General features: G+C 75.4%; 13 protein-coding genes. 4 read left to right on the top strand and 9 right to left on the bottom strand.

Annotation, left to right across the window (positions count from 1 at the left end; all coding sequences use genetic code 11):
• Window positions 1-14 precede the first annotated feature (14 nt).
• From efeB to QPK52_RS12410, 6 genes are all read right to left on the bottom strand, one after another.
• Window positions 15-1,289 carry an iron uptake transporter deferrochelatase/peroxidase subunit gene (gene efeB / locus QPK52_RS12435; protein WP_410537536.1) on the bottom strand — a complete coding sequence of 425 codons (1,275 nt, stop codon included), beginning with the start codon at window positions 1,287-1,289 and terminating at the stop codon, window positions 15-17.
• 66 nt (window positions 1,290-1,355) lie between these two features.
• Window positions 1,356-3,332, bottom strand: a complete 1,977-nt coding sequence (locus QPK52_RS12430; protein WP_410537535.1) for a copper resistance CopC/CopD family protein — start codon at window positions 3,330-3,332, stop codon at window positions 1,356-1,358.
• A gap of 90 nt (window positions 3,333-3,422) precedes the next feature.
• The gene (locus tag QPK52_RS12425; RefSeq protein WP_410537534.1) at window positions 3,423-3,878 is read right to left on the bottom strand and encodes a copper chaperone PCu(A)C; all 456 of its coding nucleotides are present in this window, start codon (window positions 3,876-3,878) and stop codon (window positions 3,423-3,425) included.
• Window positions 3,875-4,555 carry an SCO family protein gene (locus QPK52_RS12420; protein WP_410537533.1) on the bottom strand — a complete coding sequence of 227 codons (681 nt, stop codon included), beginning with the start codon at window positions 4,553-4,555 and terminating at the stop codon, window positions 3,875-3,877. Before QPK52_RS12420 ends, QPK52_RS12425 begins: the two co-directional genes overlap by 4 nt.
• Window positions 4,556-4,648: 93 nt before the next feature.
• Window positions 4,649-5,479, bottom strand: a complete 831-nt coding sequence (locus tag QPK52_RS12415; protein ID WP_410537532.1) for a YcnI family protein — start codon at window positions 5,477-5,479, stop codon at window positions 4,649-4,651.
• Between the two features lie 156 nt (window positions 5,480-5,635).
• Entirely contained in the window at window positions 5,636-6,535 is a 900-nt protein-coding gene (locus QPK52_RS12410; protein ID WP_410537531.1) for a hypothetical protein, read from the bottom strand.
• Window positions 6,536-6,750: 215 nt separating this feature from the next.
• On the opposite strand from QPK52_RS12410, the gene QPK52_RS12405 reads away from it, so the two are divergent.
• Both QPK52_RS12405 and QPK52_RS12400 read left to right on the top strand, forming a co-directional pair.
• On the top strand, window positions 6,751-7,374 hold the full coding sequence (locus tag QPK52_RS12405) for an ATP-binding protein (protein WP_410537530.1): 624 nt from the start codon (window positions 6,751-6,753) through the stop codon (window positions 7,372-7,374).
• A 159-nt stretch (window positions 7,375-7,533) separates the two neighbouring features.
• On the top strand, window positions 7,534-9,528 hold the full coding sequence (locus tag QPK52_RS12400; protein ID WP_410537529.1) for a cellulase family glycosylhydrolase: 1,995 nt from the start codon (window positions 7,534-7,536) through the stop codon (window positions 9,526-9,528).
• 151 nt (window positions 9,529-9,679) lie between these two features.
• Here QPK52_RS12400 and QPK52_RS12395 read toward each other — a convergent pair whose 3' ends face one another.
• On the bottom strand, window positions 9,680-11,161 hold the full coding sequence (locus tag QPK52_RS12395; protein ID WP_410537527.1) for an aminopeptidase P family protein: 1,482 nt from the start codon (window positions 11,159-11,161) through the stop codon (window positions 9,680-9,682).
• A gap of 169 nt (window positions 11,162-11,330) precedes the next feature.
• On the bottom strand, window positions 11,331-12,959 hold the full coding sequence (locus tag QPK52_RS12390; RefSeq protein WP_410537525.1) for a PP2C family protein-serine/threonine phosphatase: 1,629 nt from the start codon (window positions 12,957-12,959) through the stop codon (window positions 11,331-11,333).
• Between the two features lie 708 nt (window positions 12,960-13,667).
• Here QPK52_RS12390 and QPK52_RS12385 point away from each other — a divergent pair.
• Window positions 13,668-14,378: a bifunctional DNA primase/polymerase gene (locus QPK52_RS12385; RefSeq protein WP_410537524.1), complete on the top strand. Its 711-nt coding sequence runs from the start codon at window positions 13,668-13,670 to the stop codon at window positions 14,376-14,378.
• 203 nt (window positions 14,379-14,581) lie between these two features.
• Complete coding sequence (locus QPK52_RS12380) at window positions 14,582-15,301, top strand: hypothetical protein (RefSeq protein ID WP_410537523.1); 720 nt, start codon at window positions 14,582-14,584, stop codon at window positions 15,299-15,301.
• A gap of 236 nt (window positions 15,302-15,537) precedes the next feature.
• Here the strand turns inward: QPK52_RS12380 and QPK52_RS12375 are convergent, their stop codons facing one another.
• Complete coding sequence (locus QPK52_RS12375) at window positions 15,538-16,506, bottom strand: DUF5926 family protein (protein ID WP_410537521.1); 969 nt, start codon at window positions 16,504-16,506, stop codon at window positions 15,538-15,540.
• Between the last annotated feature and the right edge of the window lie 14 nt (window positions 16,507-16,520).

Raw genomic sequence — 16,520 nt, 5'->3', positions numbered from 1 at the left:
GGCAGCCCCCGGTCTCAGCCCTCGAACAGGCGCTGGCCGACGTACTCGCCCTTGCGCGCGCCGCCCGGCACCGCGAACAGCGCGCTCGCCTCGTGCCGGATGAAGCGGGACAGGGCGTCTCCCCGGTCGAGCTTGCGCTGCACGGGCACGAAGCCCCGCATCGGGTCCGCCTGCCAGGCGACGAACAGCAGCCCGGCGTCCGGCGCCCCGTCGTCGCGGAAGCCGTCGTGGTAGGAGAAGGAGCGGCGCAGCATCGCCGCGCCGCCGTTGGAGGCGGGCGCCGTCACCCGTACGTGGGCGTCGGCGGCGATGGCCGGGTTGCCGTCCCGGTCCCGCTTGTCCAGGTCCACAGGGGTGGTCTCGGAGCCGCCCGACAGCGGGGCGCCGTCGGACTTGCGGCGGCCGATCACCTTCTCCTGCCCGTCGAGCGGGACGCGCTCCCAGTCGTCCAGCAGCATCCGGATCCGCCGCACCACCGCGTACGAGCCGCCCGCCATCCACTCCGGATCGCCGCCGGCGGGCACGAAGACGCGCTGCCGGAAGTCCTCGTCCGTCTCCTTCGGGTTGTTGGTGCCGTCGATCTGGCCCATCAGGTTGCGGGCGGTGCGGGGGGTGGCGGTGGCGCCCGGGGAGCGGTTGAAGCCGTTCATCTGCCAGCGCACCCGGGCGGTGCCGTCCGCCTCGCGCTGGAGGGCGCGCAGGGCGTGGAAGGCGACCAGGGCGTCGTCGGCGCCGATCTGCACCCACAGATCGCCGTCGGAGCGCCCGGCGTCCAGCTCGTCGGCCGAGAACGGGGGCAGCGGGGCGAGGGCGGACGGGCGGCGCGCGGCCAGGCCCGTGCGGTCGAAGAAGGTGCGGCCGAAGCCGAAGGTGACGGTGAGGGAGGAGGGTCCGGCGTCCAGGGCGATGCCGGTGTCGTGCAGCCGGGCGGCGGGCGTCTCGCCCGCCATCAGCGCCTCGGCCGTCCGCGTCCAGCGGCGCAGCAGCGCGGCCGCCTCCTTCCGCCCGGCGCCCGGTACCAGGTCGAGGGCGAGGAGGTGCCCGTGCGCCTGCGCCGGCTCGGTGATGCCCGGCTGGTGGTCGCCGCGGAAGGGGACGCGGCTGCTGCCGACCGTGGACAGCGCGGTGGGCGGCTCGGTGGCGGCGGCCGCGCCCAGGGCGCCGCCCGCCGCGCCGAGCGCCAGCCCGGCGGCGCCGGCCGCGCCCGCGGCGCCGAGCAGACGGCGGCGGGAGGGGCCGGACGGGTCGCCGGGACGCTGGTCCTTCTTCATCTTCTGCTTCTGCTCCATGGTGTGCCGAGGGTGCCGCGGCCCGCTGGGGGGCCGGGGTCGTGAGGGGCCGGGATCGTGAGGGGGTCAGGGGAGGTCGAAGGTCATCCGCTCGGTCGTCTGGTCGATGTCGGAGGTCCGTACGGTCACGGCCGCCTTCCAGGTGCCGGGCAGGGGGAGCTGGAGGCCGGAGGCCGTCCAGCGGCCCGCCGAGGACTTCTCCAGGGTGGCGTCCAGCGGACCGATGTCCTGCGCTTCCAGGGTGAAGGAGACCTTCACCTCGGGAACGTCCAGGGCCCGTCCGCGGGGATCGGTGACGCGGAGGCGGAGGGTGTTGTCGCCGCTGCGGCCGGGTTCGATGTCGAGCTGGACGGAACCCCTGCCCTCCGGACCGCCGGTGTCGAAGGGCGAGACCAGGGAGACGGGCTCGCCGTCCGCGGACGGCTGCCCGGTCGCGGCCGTGCCAGCGCGGGCGGCGGCCTCGGCGGTACGGGCGGGCTCGGTACCGGTGAGCACGGTGGTCACGGTGAGGACGGCGACCGCGACGGCCGCCTCGGCGAGCACCGAACGCCGCAGCCCGACCCGTACGGGGTCGGCGTCGCGCTCCCGTTTGCGGCGTGCGGCGTCGGCGGCGGCGCGCTGGCGGGCGAGCTGGGCGGCGCGTTCGGGGGTGACGTCCGGACCCGGTCCGGTGACGAGCGCCGGTTCGGCGGCGGCCACCGGCTCCGGGACGGTCACCGGCCCGGGGGCGGCCTTCGCCGGTTCCCCGGCCGCGTCCGCCAGCCGCGCGGTGTGGCGGCGGGAGGCGCGGGCGGCACCGATCATCAGCGCCACCAGCGCGACCTTGGCCAGCAGCAGCCACCCGTATGCGGTGGAGGTCAGCGCCGGCCAGCCGCCGACCTGCCGCCAGGACTGGTAGAGGCCGGTGGCTGCGAGCACGGCCACGCAGCCCAGGGCGAGCCGCGAGAAGCGGGCCACCGCCTCGCGCGGGACCGAGGGGCCCCGCCACAACGCGGTGAGCAGGGCCGCCAGACCGCCCAGCCAGCCGGCCGCGGCGAGCAGGTGGACGATGTGGGCCGGGATCGCCACGCCGGTCTGGATGCCGGCCGAGGCGTGCTCGGCCGTCGCCCAGGTCGCGGCGAGCCCGATGGCGACGACCGCGCCGCCGGCGGACAGGCCGACGACCAGGTCGCGCCGGTCGCGCCGCGTCTGCTCGCCGCTGCCGTCGCCGTCGCCGTCGGCAGCGGCGTCTCGCCGGGCGTACGCCCCGAAGAGCAGCGAGACGAACAGCGCCGCCACCGCGAGCAGCAGCAGACGGGAGACCAGTGCCGTACCCGGCCGGGTCTCCAGGACCGCCCGGATCCCGTCCGCGTCGAGGGCGTCGCCGAGCCGGCCCGAGCCGGTGTACGGGCCGCGCAGCAACAGCGCCGCGATGGTGGCGGCGGTCAGCGCGACCCAGCCGGCCACCACCAGGCGCTGCACCGGGCGGACCCGGGCGGCGCCGGGCCAGCAGACCAGGACGAAGGCCGCTCCGCCGGCGAGCAGCAGGAAGCCCGCGTAGGCGGTCCAGCGGGCGGCGCCGTAGAGCGCGCCGACCGGGCCGCCGCCCACCTCCTGCCCGGGCACGGCGACGGTGGTCTCCGAGGGCGCGCCGACGGAGAAGGTGAAACCGCCGGCGATGGGGTGGCTGTCGGCCGAGACGGCCTTCCAGGCGACGGTGTACGTACCCTCGGGCAGGCCGTCGCGCCGCAGCTCGACCCCGTAGCGGAAGTCCTGCCCGCCCGTGAGCCGCTTCGGGGCCCCGGTGTCCACCCGCTCGCCGTCCGGTGCCAGGACGCGGATGGAGTCGTCCGACACCGCGACGTCCTCGGTGAAGGTGAGCGTCACCTCGCTCGGCGCCTCCTCCACCACCGCCCCCCGCGCCGGAGTGCTCGCGGTCAGCGCGGCGTGTGCGCCGGCCGTGCCCGCGCCGCCGAGGAGGCAGAGCGACGCGAGCACGGCGAGTACGACGGCCGGCAGGGCGGCGCGTACGGTCCGGCGGGACCGGGGTGCGGCGGTGGTCATGGCGGCGGTTACCTCACTGCTCGGGACCGCGGGAGGCGGTCGGGTGGGGGACAGCGGGGCGGGCGGGTGGGGGCAGCGGGGCGGGCGGGATCAGGGGACGTGGTTGGTCGCCTCGACCGGAACCTCGACCGTGATCGGGCCGGACTTCTCGAAGCGCAGTTCCACCGAGACCTTCTCGCCCTCGGCGGGCCTGCGGTCGAGTTCCATGAACATCAGGTGGCTGCCGCCGCGGCGCAGTTCCAGGGTGCCGCCCGCGGGCACGGGCAGCGAATCCACCTGGCGCATGCGTCCCCCAACGGTCTCGTGGATCTGTACGTCGTCGGAGATGTCGCTGCTCACCGCGGTGAGCGCGTCGTCGGCGTCGCCGCTGTTGCGGACGGTGAGGAACCCCCCGGCGGTGTCGGCGGTCACCGGCTCGGGCACGTACGCGCCCTCGACCGTCAGCTCGGGGCCGGAGCCGGAGCCGTCCCCGCAGGCGGCGGCGCCGAGGAGCAGCGCGGCGGCGAGGGCCGCGGCGCGTGCGCGCCGGGCGCGCACGCGGCTCACGGCAGCCGCCCCTCGACGAGGGCGGGCAGGTCCTTCTCGTACACCTCGACGGGGACGTCCGAGGTGTACAGCACGTGAGCCCTGTCGTCCTTCGGGAGGAAGGCCAGGACCTGGGTGCCGTGGGTGGAGACGATGTCGCCGTCCTCCTCCTTCACCGGCGGCTCCAGCCCGATGCCCAGGGCGCGGGCGCCGGCCTGGATCTTCTCGAAGTCGCCGGTGAGCCCGATGAAGTCGGGGTCCTGGGCGCGCAGCCACTCGCCGAGCGACTCGGGTGTGTCGCGCTCGGGATCGGAGGTGACGAAGACGACCCGCAGCTTCTCCTGCTCGGCCTCGGGCAGCTTGGACTTGGCGACGGCGATGTTGCTCATCGTCAGGGGGCACACGTCGGGGCAGTGGGTGTAGCCGAAGTAGACCAGGGTCGGGCGGCCCCTGGTCTCCTCGACCAGGTCGTAGGTCTCGCCCCCGGTGTCGGTGAGGACGAGGTCGGGCTTGTCGAAGGGGGTGTCGAGGACGGTGCCGCGCTTCACGGAGTCGGTGGCCTCCGTGGAGAGCGCGGCGCCTCCGGAGCTCTCGGAGGCGCCGCAGGCAACTGTTCCCGCGGCGAGCAGCGCGGTGGCGAGGGCGAGCCCGAGGGCGCGGCGGGTGCGCCGGGGGTGGCGGCGCGGAGTGTGGTGCATGAGGATGCTTTCTTCCTTGCGGTGGTGGGCTGCGGCCGCGGGCCCGGAGGGGTCCGCCGGGACGGGCGGGCCCCTTCCGGGGGCGGCCGGGCGTCAGGAGGTGCGGCGGCGTCCTGCCAGGACTCCGTAGGCGACGCCGCCGGCTCCGAGGACGATTCCGGTGACGGCGAGGACGCGGGCGGTGGTGTCGGAGGTGTCCGCCGCGCCGCCGGCCTCGTTGCGGGCGGTGGTCCCGGCGCCGGCCCGGTCGGTGCCCGCATCGGACTCGGCGCCGGCTTCGGTGCCGCCGTGGCCGTGGCCGTCCCCGCCCTCGGCGGGCGGGGCGAGGTTCAGCACGGGCGCCGGGTGCTCCGGCTCCTCGCCCCCCTCGGCGGGCGGCTCCTCGATCCAGCGCACGACCTCGTCGTTGCTGTACGTCTGGACGGCCTTGAGGACGAGCCGGTCGGTGTCCTCGGGGAGCTTCCCGACGGAGACGGGGAACTGCTGGAAGGTGCCCGGCTCGATGCCGCCGCCGGTCTCCGTCCAGGTGATCTTGGAGGGCACCTCGGTGAGCTTCCGGCCGTGGGCCTCCACGGGCTCGGCCGGCTTGGTCTTCGTCACCTTCACGTCCCAGCCGGGCACCGGCTGGGGCATCACCGAGGCGAGCGGGTGGTCGGCGGGGAAGGTGAGCTCCACCTTGACCGTGGAGGCGTTGTCCCGCTCGTTGGGGACCTTGACGTCGATCGTCGTGTAACCGCCCTGCTCGGCCTCGTCGGGGTTGACGGAGATGTGGGCGGCGGCGGGACCGGCGGCGGCGAGCGCGAGGGCGGCCGCGACGGCGCCGGCCGCGGCGAGACGGCGGACGGACGGCACGGTGGACCGAGCGGTGGACCGAGCGGTGGACGGTGTCGTGGACGGCACGGCGGACGGTGTCTGGGACTGCATGCTGAAGGACACTCCTCATGAGGCATGGGGGCGCTCTCCGGCCGCGACCGCGCTGGGTCGGGGAGGCGTTGGGCCTCCCGGCCGGACGAGCCAGGGCATGGTGCGCGGCGGTACGCGCGCCCCACCCGTGACTCGGGAGAGCGGGGAGGGTGCGCTTCAGGCCGCGAGGACGAGGTCCCCGGCGGCGGGCGGCCCGCGCCTGACCACCGAGTGCGACGGCAGCAGGGAGGCGGGCGGCACCGGGCCGCCGGCCGCGTCCGCGCGCGGGGCGCGCACCGGCACGGCGTCCTCGGGCAGCAGTCCGCGCAGCAGGGCGCGTACGCAGCGCAGCGCGGTGCGCAGGGCGCGTACGAGCGGCCCGCCGAGCCCGCCGCCGAGCCCGTCCGCGAAGTGGGCCGACAGCCTCACCAGCCGCCACAGCGCGGCATCGCCGCGGCGCAGCAGCCAGCCCATGGCGAGCGCGGCCAGCAGATGGCCGAGCAGCATGGGGGCGGAGAGCAGCGACAGGGCGGAGTGCACGGCGTACCGCAGGCAGTCGGCCGCGCTGCCGGCCACCGCGCCGGCCACCGTGTCGGCGGCACCCGCCGCGGTCTGCCCCGCCGCGGTGTGGCCCGCGGCGGTGTGGCCGCCGTGGAGGGCGCCGGAGAGCCCGGCATCGGCGACGATGCGGCGGGCCTCGGCCTCGCTCAGGGCGGCGGCGGCCCGGTCGTTGCACAGCAGCCGCCCGGCCAGCGCGAGCACCCCGCCGTCGCCCCGGTCGAGGGCGGCCGGGGCCGGGGTGGTGCGCCCGGCCCGGCCGCAGGAGAAGAGGAAGTGCAGCACGATCTGCCCCAGGGCCAGCAGCGCCGCGATGCCCGGCAGTGAGCGCTCGCGTCCGGCCAGCGGCACGGCGGTGGCGAGCACGGCCGCGAAGCCGGCCAGGAGCGTCCACGCCGACACGGCCTGCCCGGCGGCGAACACGTGCCCGGCCGCGGACAGCGTGACGCAGACCGCGGCGAACACCGCGGCCCGCAGCAGTCGCAGGTCGGCGGCGGCACGCGCGACGGGGGCTCTCATGGCCGGGCCATCATCTCATCACCCCTTCGGCCGCGACACGGGGCACCCTCCCAACGCGGTTGACAACCGGACGAGGGGATCACCTCGTACATTTTCCGTACATTGTGGAACTCGTCGGGTCCGCCGAATGAGGGGTAGCGTGCCGCCGCCGTGCTTACCGCCGCCGCCCCGGGCAATACGTATGCGTATGTCGAGCCGCAGCCAGGAGGCTGAGCATGAGCATCTGGTGGTCCCTCCACTTGCGGCGCGAGGCTGCGAGCGTCCCGCTCGCCCGGCGGCTCCTGCTCGGGGCGATGGAGACGGCGGGGGTCGACCCCGACGTCTCCTACGACCTGTCGGTCGCGCTCTCCGAGGCCTGCGCCAACGCGGTCGAGCACGGCGGCCCCGGGAGCGGAGGGCCGGCGGGGGCCGGGGAGTACCACGTGACGGCGTACATCGATGACGACATGTGCCGCATCGAGGTGACCGATCACGGACCGGGCTTCGTGGACGGGTACCGCAGCGCGTCCCGCGCCGCGAACGCCGACACGGTCACTGACACGGTCACTGACACGGCCGAGGACACGGCCACCGACAGGACCGGTACGAACAGCACGGCGGACCTCGACACGGCGACCGCCTTCGGGCCGCTGTTCGCCAGAAGCGCGGGTCCGGCCCGCGACGGGTTCCGCGAGGGGGCGCGCGACGGGGTCCACACCGACGAGCACGGCCGGGGCCTGTTCCTGATCGAGGCCCTCGCCGACCACGTCGACTTCCGCAACCGCCCGGGGGACGGCGCCATGGTCTGCTTCGACAAGCTCCTCAAGTGGCGGGAGGACTCGCTGCTGAGGGCCTCCTGACGGGACCGGCGGCCGGTTCCGGGGCAGACCTCGCGGCCGGTTCCGCGGCCGGGCCCCACGCCCGTTCCGCGGCAGGGCGGGGCCCGCGCACCGTGGCGGGCGTTCCGGTGCGGTACTACCGTTACCGCCGGAAACCCCCCACGGCTGAAGGGAACCCCCATGGGACACCCCCTCTCGACGCGCCTCTTACGAGCCCTGCGAGGACCGGCGGCCCTCCTGCTGGCGGCCGGCCTGCTGGCGGCCGGCGCCACCACCCCCACCCGGGCCGCGCAGCCCTCCGCCCCCGGGCCCGCCACCCCCGCCGCGGACGCCGCCTCCGCCGAGCCCTCCGCCGCGCCCCCAGGGCTGTCCGTGGCGCCGAAGACCGGCGCCGACGGGCGTCGCACCTGGGTCTTCCGCGACTCCCACGGCCGGGAGACCACCCTGCGCGGCTTCAACGTCTCCGGCAGCACCAAGCTCTACGAGAACGGCCTGCTGCCGTTCCGCAGCACCGCGGACGCCGCCCGGTCGGCACAGGCGATGCGCGACCTGACCGGCGCCAACGCCGTCCGCTTCCTGATCACCTGGGAGGGCGTGCAGCCCGCGCCGGACCGCATCGACACCGGCTACCTCGACCGGGCCGCCGCGCAGATCCGCCAGTTCACCGACCGCGGCTTCCACGTCCTGCTCGACTACCACCAGGACCTGTACTCCTCGCACCTGTTCCACCAGGGCAGCTGGTACACCGGCGACGGCGCGCCGAAGTGGGTCGTGGACGGCGGCGGCTACCCCCGGGAGTCCTGCGGCGTGTGCGTGATGTGGGGGCAGAACATGCTCACCAACAAGGCGGTGCGGCAGGCCGCGTACGACTTCTGGCACAACCGCACGATCACCACCGAGGCGGGCGAGGTCGCCGTCCAGGACGCCTACCTGCACCAGGCGAAGGCCGCCATGACCCATCTGCGCCGCGTCCTGCCGCCGTCCTCCTTCCGCGCGATCGCCGGCTTCGACGCCTTCAACGAGCCCTACGACGGCGGGCTGGACGGGGCCACCGGCGCGCGCTGGGAGAAGGACCACCTGCTCCCCTTCTACCAGCGCTTCCGGGCCGCGATGGACGAGGCGGGCTGGCGGGACAAGCCGGTGTTCGCCGAGCCGCTGGTGTTCTGGAACACCGGCTTCCTGGAGCAGGGCGGCTTCACCGGGACCGGCCCCCTCGGCCCCCGCTACGTCTTCAACAGCCACTACTACGACGGCGCCCGTATGACGGTCGACCCCACCCCGGCCGGCGACGGCGCCTACGCCGCCGCGACCGGCCGCATCCGCGACCGCGCCGCCGAACTGGCCACGGCCCCCTTCGTCTCGGAGTTCGGCCACCGGATGACGGGCTGGGGCAGCGACCGCGGCCCGTGGATGACGCGGGCGATGTACCAGGGCATGGACCACGGCACCAGGGGCGCCGGCTGGTGGAAGGACCCCGCCGCCTCCGGGGACGTGCTCTCGGGCACCCACTGGCACTGGGACGTCTACAGCGGGCGGCACCGCGAGGCGATGAACGGGAACCCGGACAAGATCCTCACCGAGGGCGACGCCTGGAACGACGAGGACCACTCCGTCGTCACCTCCGCCGACGACGGCACCGTGCGGCTCCGCCTCGACCGCCGCGCCCTGGACCGGCTCTACCCCACAGCCGTGTCCGGCGACACCCTCGCCTTCGCCTACGAGGACATGGCCCGCTCCGGCTACGCCCGCGAGGGCGGGGACGCCGGCGGCCGGGAGGAGACCTGGCTGCGCCCGCCGTCCCAACTGCCCAACGTCGCCAGGCTGCTGGAGGGCGGCCGGCAGTTCGGGGTGCTGGTATGGCGGGGTTCGCCGGACGCGGCCGGGGCGCCGACCGCCCTGCACCTGCCGGCCTCCTTCCGGCCCGCGGACACCGTCGTCGCCGGCGATGTGGCGTCGGTGCGCGGCCTGCCCGACTCCGGCCCCGGATCGGGCCCGGTCTCCGTGGACCGGGAGGAGGGCTCGGCCACGGCGAACCGCCTGCTGATCGAGCCCACCGGCGGCGACGGGGTGCACGTCGCGCTCGTCGTCGGCTCCGGCGCGGGCGAGGTCTCGGAGGCGGAACTGTCCGCCGCGGCCCGTGAGCTCACCGACTGGAAGGAGGCGGCCTTCGGCTGATCCCGCCCCGATCCGGTCCTGAGCCGGTTCCGGGCCGGTCCTGAGCCGGTTCCGGGCCGGTCCCGGGCCGCAGCCCCCGCCGGCCCGCCGGCCCTTCGACGGCCCCCGCCGGGCCGGTACGCCCGTACCGGCCCGGCGGGGACGCCGTACGTCAGCCCCGCAGGCGCGCCATCCACGCCTCGACCTCGTCCGAGCGGCGCGGCAGCGCGGCGGAGAGGTTCCGGTTGCCGTCCTCGGTGACGAGGATGTCGTCCTCGATGCGCACGCCGATGCCCCGGTACTCCTCGGGCACCGTCAGATCGTCCTCCTGGAAGTACAGGCCCGGCTCCACCGTCAGGCACATGCCCGGCTCCAGCGTGCCCTCGGCGTACGTCTCGCGGCGCGCCGCGGCGCAGTCGTGGACGTCCATGCCGAGCATGTGGCCGGTGCCGTGCAGCGTCCAGCGGCGCTGGAGGCCCAGCTCCAGCACCCGCTCGACCGGACCCTCCAGCAGGCCCCACTCCACCAGCCGCTCCGCCAGCACGCGCTGCGCGGCCTGGTGGAAGTCCAGGTACTTCGCGCCCGGCTTCACCGCCGCGATGCCCGCCTCCTGCGCGTCGTACACGGCGTCGTAGATCTTCCGCTGGAGGTCGGTGAAGCGGCCGTCGACGGGCATGGTGCGGGTGACGTCGGCGGTGTAGAGGGTGTGGGTCTCCACACCCGCGTCCAGCAGCAGCAGATCGCCGGAGCGGACGGGGCCGTCGTTGCGCACCCAGTGCAGGGTGGTCGCGTGCGGTCCGGAGGCGCAGATCGAGCCGTAGCCGACGTCGTTGCCCTCCACCCGGGCGCGCAGGAAGAAGGTGCCCTCGATGTAGCGCTCGGAGGTGGCCTGCGCCTTGTCCAGCACGCGGACGACGTCCTCGAAGCCGCGCACGGTCGAGTCCACGGCCTTCTGCAGCTCGCCGATCTCGAAGTCGTCCTTGACCAGGCGCATCTCGGAGAGGAAGACCCTCAGCGCCTCGTCACGCTCGGCGGTGGTCTTGTCGGCGAGGGCGGCCTCGACGCCCGCGTCGTGACCGCGCACCACGCGTACGTCGCCGGAGGCCTCGCGCAGCACGCCGGCGACGGTGCGCACGTCCTCGCAGGGCATGCCGTAGAGCTTCGCGGCCTCGGTGAGGCTGTTGCGGCGGCCCACCCACAGCTCGCCCTGGCCGTCCAGCCAGAACTCGCCGTTCTCGCGGTCGGAGCGGGGCAGCAGGTACAGCACGCTGTCGTGGCCGCCGTCCGCCCTCGGCTCCATGACCAGGACGCCGTCCTCGGTCTGGTCGCCGGTGAGGTAGGCGTACTCGACGGAGGCGCGGAAGGGGTAGTCGGTGTCGTTCGAGCGGGTCTTGAGGTTGCCCGCGGGGATCACCAGGCGCTCGCCGGGGAAGCGGGCGGAGAGCCGCGCGCGCCGCTCGGCGGTGTGCGGGGCCTGCGGGACGGGTTCGAGGTCGCGCAGTTCGGTGTCGGCCCAGCCGGTCTTCATGTTCTCGGCGAGCTCGTCGGAGACGCCCGGGTACAGGCCGTTCTTCCGCTGCTTGATCGGCTCGCCCTCGGGCTCGGGCTCTACGGCCGCCTCGTCCGGGGTCTCCGGCGTCTGCTGGTCAGCCACGTCGCTGCCTCCTCCTGGTGGTGGTGTGGGCCGGGTGAGGGCCGCCTCCCATCGTAGGTCCGGCCTGCTCGGAGCGGCCGGGGCCTGTGGACAGTGCCTTTGGACGGGCCCATGGGCAGACCTTCGGGCAGACCCTCGGGCAGGTCTTCGAGCAGGATCCGGAAGGGGCTCAGAAGCGGGCGGCCAGCAGCACGATGTCCTCGGCGGCCCCGGCGGCCCCGGCGGCCCCGGCGGTCCCGCCAGCCCGGGGGTCCCCGTCGTCCCCGCCACCGTCCGCACCGCCCCGCTCGCCGGGCAGCACCGAGCGCAGCAGGTGGTCCAGCAGCGCGTCGGGATCGGCGCGTACGGCCGGGGCGGCGGCGACGGCCGCGGCCCGGAGCCGGGCGAAGGCGCGCTCCAGCGGCTCGCCGGTGCGGTGCAGCAGGCCGTCGCTGTAGAACAGGAGCGTTTCCCCGGGCGCCAGGTCCACCTCGACGCTGGGCGCCTCCCAGCAGGTGAGCATGCCCAGCGGCGCGGAGAGCGCGGTCTCGACGACCTCCGTGCGCTCCGGCCCGACGATCAGCGGCGGGCAGTGACCGGCCCCGGCCAGCACGACCCTGGTGCCCTCCTCCCGGCCTCCCGCGGCGGACGGGGGGCGTTCGGCGTACCCGAACAGCGCGGTCGCCGACCGGGCCGGCTCGGTCAGCCGCAGCAGCAGCTCCAGGTCGGACAGGACCGCGACCGGGTCCTCGCCCTCCATCACCGCGTACGCCCGCATCGAGGCCCGCAGCCGCCCCATCGCGGCCAGCGCGTCCGGGCCGGATCCGGTGACCCCGCCCACGCACAGCCCCAGCGCCCCCTCGGGCAGCGGCAGCGCGTCGTACCAGTCGCCGCCGCCGCGCGGCCCGGTGCGGTGCCGTACCGCCAGCCGCACCCCCGGCACCCGCGGCAGCCGGGCGGGCAGCAGCCCCTCGCGCACGGTCTCCACCGCGGAGCGGGCGCGGGCGAGGTCCACCTGGCGGGCGATGTGCTCGGCGGCGTGCCGCACGTACAGGCCGAGCAGATGGCGCTGGCGCTCGGTGGGCCGCGCGGGCTCGTCGTACAGCCAGACGGCGGCGCCCACCCGCCCGGTGCTCCGCGCGGTCAGCTGGACGGCGTGGCTGGCGGCGTAGCCGAGGCGGGCGGCGACCTCGCGGTGGCGCGGGTCGAGGTCCTCGTCCCGGGCGATGTGGGGGTGGGTGATCTCCCGGAGGCCCCGGGGGCCGCCGGTGCCCGCACCCTCGGTGCCGTCCGTGTCCTCGGGGTCCTCGGCGTTCTGGGCGTCTTTGGAGTTCTGGGCGTTCTCGGCGCCTCCGGCGCCGGCCCCGGGGAGGCCGCCGAGGAGGCGCGCGTAGGAGGCCGAGTCGCGCGGGACGGTCTCGATGTGGCCGAGATCCGCCGCCCCCAGACCGAGTCCGACGGTGGTGTCGGGGCCGAGCCCGTCGGCCGGCTCCAGGGCGATCAGTCCGCGCCGGGCGCCCACGAGGGCGGCTCCGGCACGCAGCGCCTCGTGCACCGCGTCCTCCAGGGTGTCGGTGCGCACCAGGCGTTCGGTGAGGTCGTGGAGGGTGGTGAGGTCGGAGATCCACCCGGCGAGGCGGTCCTGGACGGCCGCGAGCCGCTCGACGGGCCGTGCGAGGGCGGGGTCGTCGACGGCCGGGTGCCGGGGGGAGGGGGCGGGCTGCCGGTGGGGCGCGGCCGCCGCGGACGGAACAGTGTGCTGGGGGAGAGTCGAAGTCGATTCGGTTCCGGCCAGTTTCGGCGGCTGCTGGGCGCTCATGGGCGGCTGCCCTCAGTGCGGGCCGGCGTCGTCAATAGCATCGCAAACCCCCATGTCGTGCTGCTCCGCTATCAATGTCTTCAGGTGTACACGCCCTGATAACGGGTGTCCAGCATCACCCCGGCAGGCCGCGGACGTACCCGCCGACCGGTTTCGGGGCCGGGCCCGCCGGGTGTCCCGGAAGGTCCGGAGGCATCACAGGGGTGGCCACAAGCTTGGCCGAAAACGTACCCTGTGCCGGGCGGCGCGCGGTCGACTGGCCCTCGGTACGGCAGCGCGTCATCACGATTGACGTGGGTACACGGTTACCTACGGCACGAGGGATCGGGCGGACGGGCAGCGGCCGGGCTCCGCCGGAACCCGGCGAGGGGCCCGTGCGTCCCACGCAGTGGGAACGAGGCGTGTCGCCGTACGCGCCGAGAGGACCGGAGCACGGCAGGCAGAGGCCCACCGGGCGGTACGGGCGAGCACGAGCGTCGTCCGGATCGTGCCGTCGCGCCGCGTTCCGCGCTCGGTCCGAGAACGCCCCGGCCACGGCCGCGGAGAGCAGCACGGTGACGTACTGCCCGGTGGTCCGGGTGCGGTCACACGAGATCCACAGGTGTACAGGTGTAAGGGACCGGAAGACCGTGATCGGCCTTTCGGTCCTGCTGAGTCCTTGTCGATGTACTTGTCGATCCATGGCGTTACGGAAAGGAACGAGCGCTGATGCGCGAGATCCTCGGAAGGCGACGCATGACCCGCTGGGCGCTGCGCGACGCGGCGCTCGTCTGCGCGACACGGTGGGGGTGGCCCGTGCTGCCCGGTGTGGCGCCGCGGGAGTCCAGGCGCCTGACCGCACGCCAGTCGGGGCAGCCGCGGGGGCGCTGCTCCTGTCCCCGGCCCGACTGCGTGGTGCCCGGCGCCCACCCCTTCGACCCCGAACTGCCGGCGGCGACCACCGACGAGCGCATGGTGCGCTGGTGGTGGACCAACCGCCCCGACGCGCCGGTCCTGCTGGCCACCGGCGGCCGCGCCCCCTGCGCGCTGAGCCTCCCGGCTGCCGCGGGCGCCCGGGCGCTGGAGGAGTTCGACCGGCTCGGGCTGCGCACCGGCCCGGTGATCGCGAGCCCGACCCGCTGCACGCTGCTGGTGGCGCCGTACGGCCTGGAGGAGCTGGGCGAGCTGCTCCACGCCCAGGACTGGGTGCCCAGTTCGCTGCGGTTCCACAGCGAGGGCGGCTACGTCGCCCTGCCGCCGTCGCGCACCGGCGCGGGGCAACTGCGCTGGGAGCGCCCGCCGATCGCGCTGGGCGTCGGCGCCCGCGGCACCCTGCGCGGGGGCGGTGTGCCGTGGCTGCCGAGGATGGAGCCACTGGTGGACGTGCTGGTGCGGGCGAGCGCGGCCGTCCCGGAAACGGGCAGCCGGCTGGCGTACTGAAGGGCGGCGCACCGACGTACGGCGGGCGGTCGGCGGCGGGCAGGGGCCCGCAGGCCCGGCCCCTGCCCGGTCCACTCTTACGGGTGGCGGTGCGCCGGAGTTGGGGGGAAACAGGCGTTCCGTCCGCCGGGCGCCTTCTCCGTGCCGATATGTTCGGGCTGCCGAAGACCCCCTTCCCTCCAGCGAGTTGCAGGTGGACAGCCATGCCCGAGCCGCAGCAGCGCCCGGACCTCCGTGTGACCGCGCTCGCCGCCGGGATCGCGCTCGCGGCGGCCCTGCCGCTCGCCGCCGCGACCGCCGGGCCGGGCGAGCCGCGTCCGGGCGACGGGCGTACGGCCGTCGCCACCGCCGTCTCCACAGCCGGCGCCTCGGGGGAGCCGCGTCCACAGCCGGCGCCCGGGACCGACCGCTCCCCGCTCCTCTTCCCGCACGGACTCCCCTCCCCCGGAGCGTCCGGCCCGTCCGGCCCGTCCGGCCCGTCCGGCGCGGACCTGCCGGAGACCTCCGCCGTCTGCGGCCCCCGGGGCGTGTCCCCGCAGGGCGTACGGGCGCAGACCTGCGTCCTGACGCGGGGCGGCGCCGTCTGGGGGCGGATGTACCACCGGAACACCACGGGCGAGGCGCTGTACGGCGCCCTGAGCCTGCTCGGCCCCGGCGGACGCGCGGTCACCGCGCCCTGCGAACTGCCCGCGGACGGCCGGGCGGGCGTGTGCGACACCCCGCGCCGGCGCGCGGAGCGGACGTCACCGCCCTCGCCCCCGTCCCCGGAGGGCCGGCCGTACACGGCGGTGGCGGAGATCGCGTCACCGGACGGGGAGGGGCTGCTGCTGCGCACCGGCAGTGAAACCGGCGGCGAAAGCGGCGGCGCCGGGGGTGCCGGAGGCGGCGATGGCGACCGGGGCACCGGCCCCATGTGGAAATAGGGGAGTTGAGTGGCCGTCCGCACGCGCCGAACCCATATGCGGAAGTGCGGACATGAAAAGACCCGGTCGCTGGCGACGGGGGATGCACCAGCGACCGGGCTGAAAGAACCGTAACAAGTAACGGCCCGTTCGCAAATTCCACCGACCTCTTCCGGCCGCCGATCTACCTGCGGGTACGTCCCGTTGTGACGGGAATCACTTGCCTTTTTCTCTCCGTACTCGCCGGAATTCGTCTGTCAGTTGAGAGTGATCTGGCGATTTGTGAATCCACTGCGCGCCCGGCGCTCCTCCGCGGTGAGCGGATCGGTGGCCTCCAGCGCCTCGGCTAGCCGTTCCGCGAAGGCCGCGGCCGGCTTCTCGCACTCCTGCGCGCCCATCGCGCTCGGCAGATCCCACACCGGGACCATCAGGCCGTGCGCCCGGAAGGAACCGACCAGCCGCGTGCCCTCGCCCAGCGACGACGCCCCCGCCGCGTGCAGCCGGGCGAGCGCGTCCAGCAGCCGCTCCTCCGGGTGCGGCATGACCCAGCGCAGGTGGTTCTTCTCCGGGGTCTCGCACCAGTACGCGGCCTCCACGCCCTCCAGCCGGGCGGTGGGCAGGGCGGCGGAGTTGGCGCGCTCCAGCGAGGCGGCGACCTCCGGGCTCTGGTTGCCGGCGTCCTCCACCCAGAACTCGAAGCCGCTGTGCACCTCGGGCACGAAGGGCGCGTCGAGGTCCAGCAGGTCCTGCAGGCGCGGGGCGTCGGCGGGGATGCGCTCGGCGGCCACCGGAGTGCCCGGCTTCGCCGTCAGGGCCCGCCGCAGCACGTCGGCCAGATCGCGGCTGATGTCGCCGGAGGGGGTGTCGTTCTGCACGCCCAGCAGCACGGCCCCGTTGTCGCGGCGCAGCGCGGGCCAGGCCATCGGCAGGACGGTGGCCAGCGTCACGGAGGGGACGTCCTCGGGCAGGCCCTCCCTCAGCTTCAGCGGCACCGTCGCGGCGGGCACCAGCTCGCGCAGCGCCACCCAGTCGCACTCCCCGGGCAGTCCCTCGAACGGGCGGCGCACCAGCTCGGTCACCGCCTGCGCGGCGGCGCGCCCGTGGCAGGCCTTGTAGCGGCGGCCGGATCCGCAGGGGCAGGGCTCGCGGGCGCCGACGACGGGGATCTCACCGTCGGCGAGCTGCGGTTTGGCGGCCTTGGTCTGGGGTCGGCGCTTCTTGGCCATGGGGTGGGGTCTCC

Source organism: Streptomyces sp. KL2, from assembly GCF_046529545.1.
GTDB lineage: Bacteria > Actinomycetota > Actinomycetes > Streptomycetales > Streptomycetaceae > Streptomyces > Streptomyces radiopugnans.
Note: the sequence above shows the minus strand (reverse complement) of the source record. Positions and strands in the feature narration are given on the sequence as shown.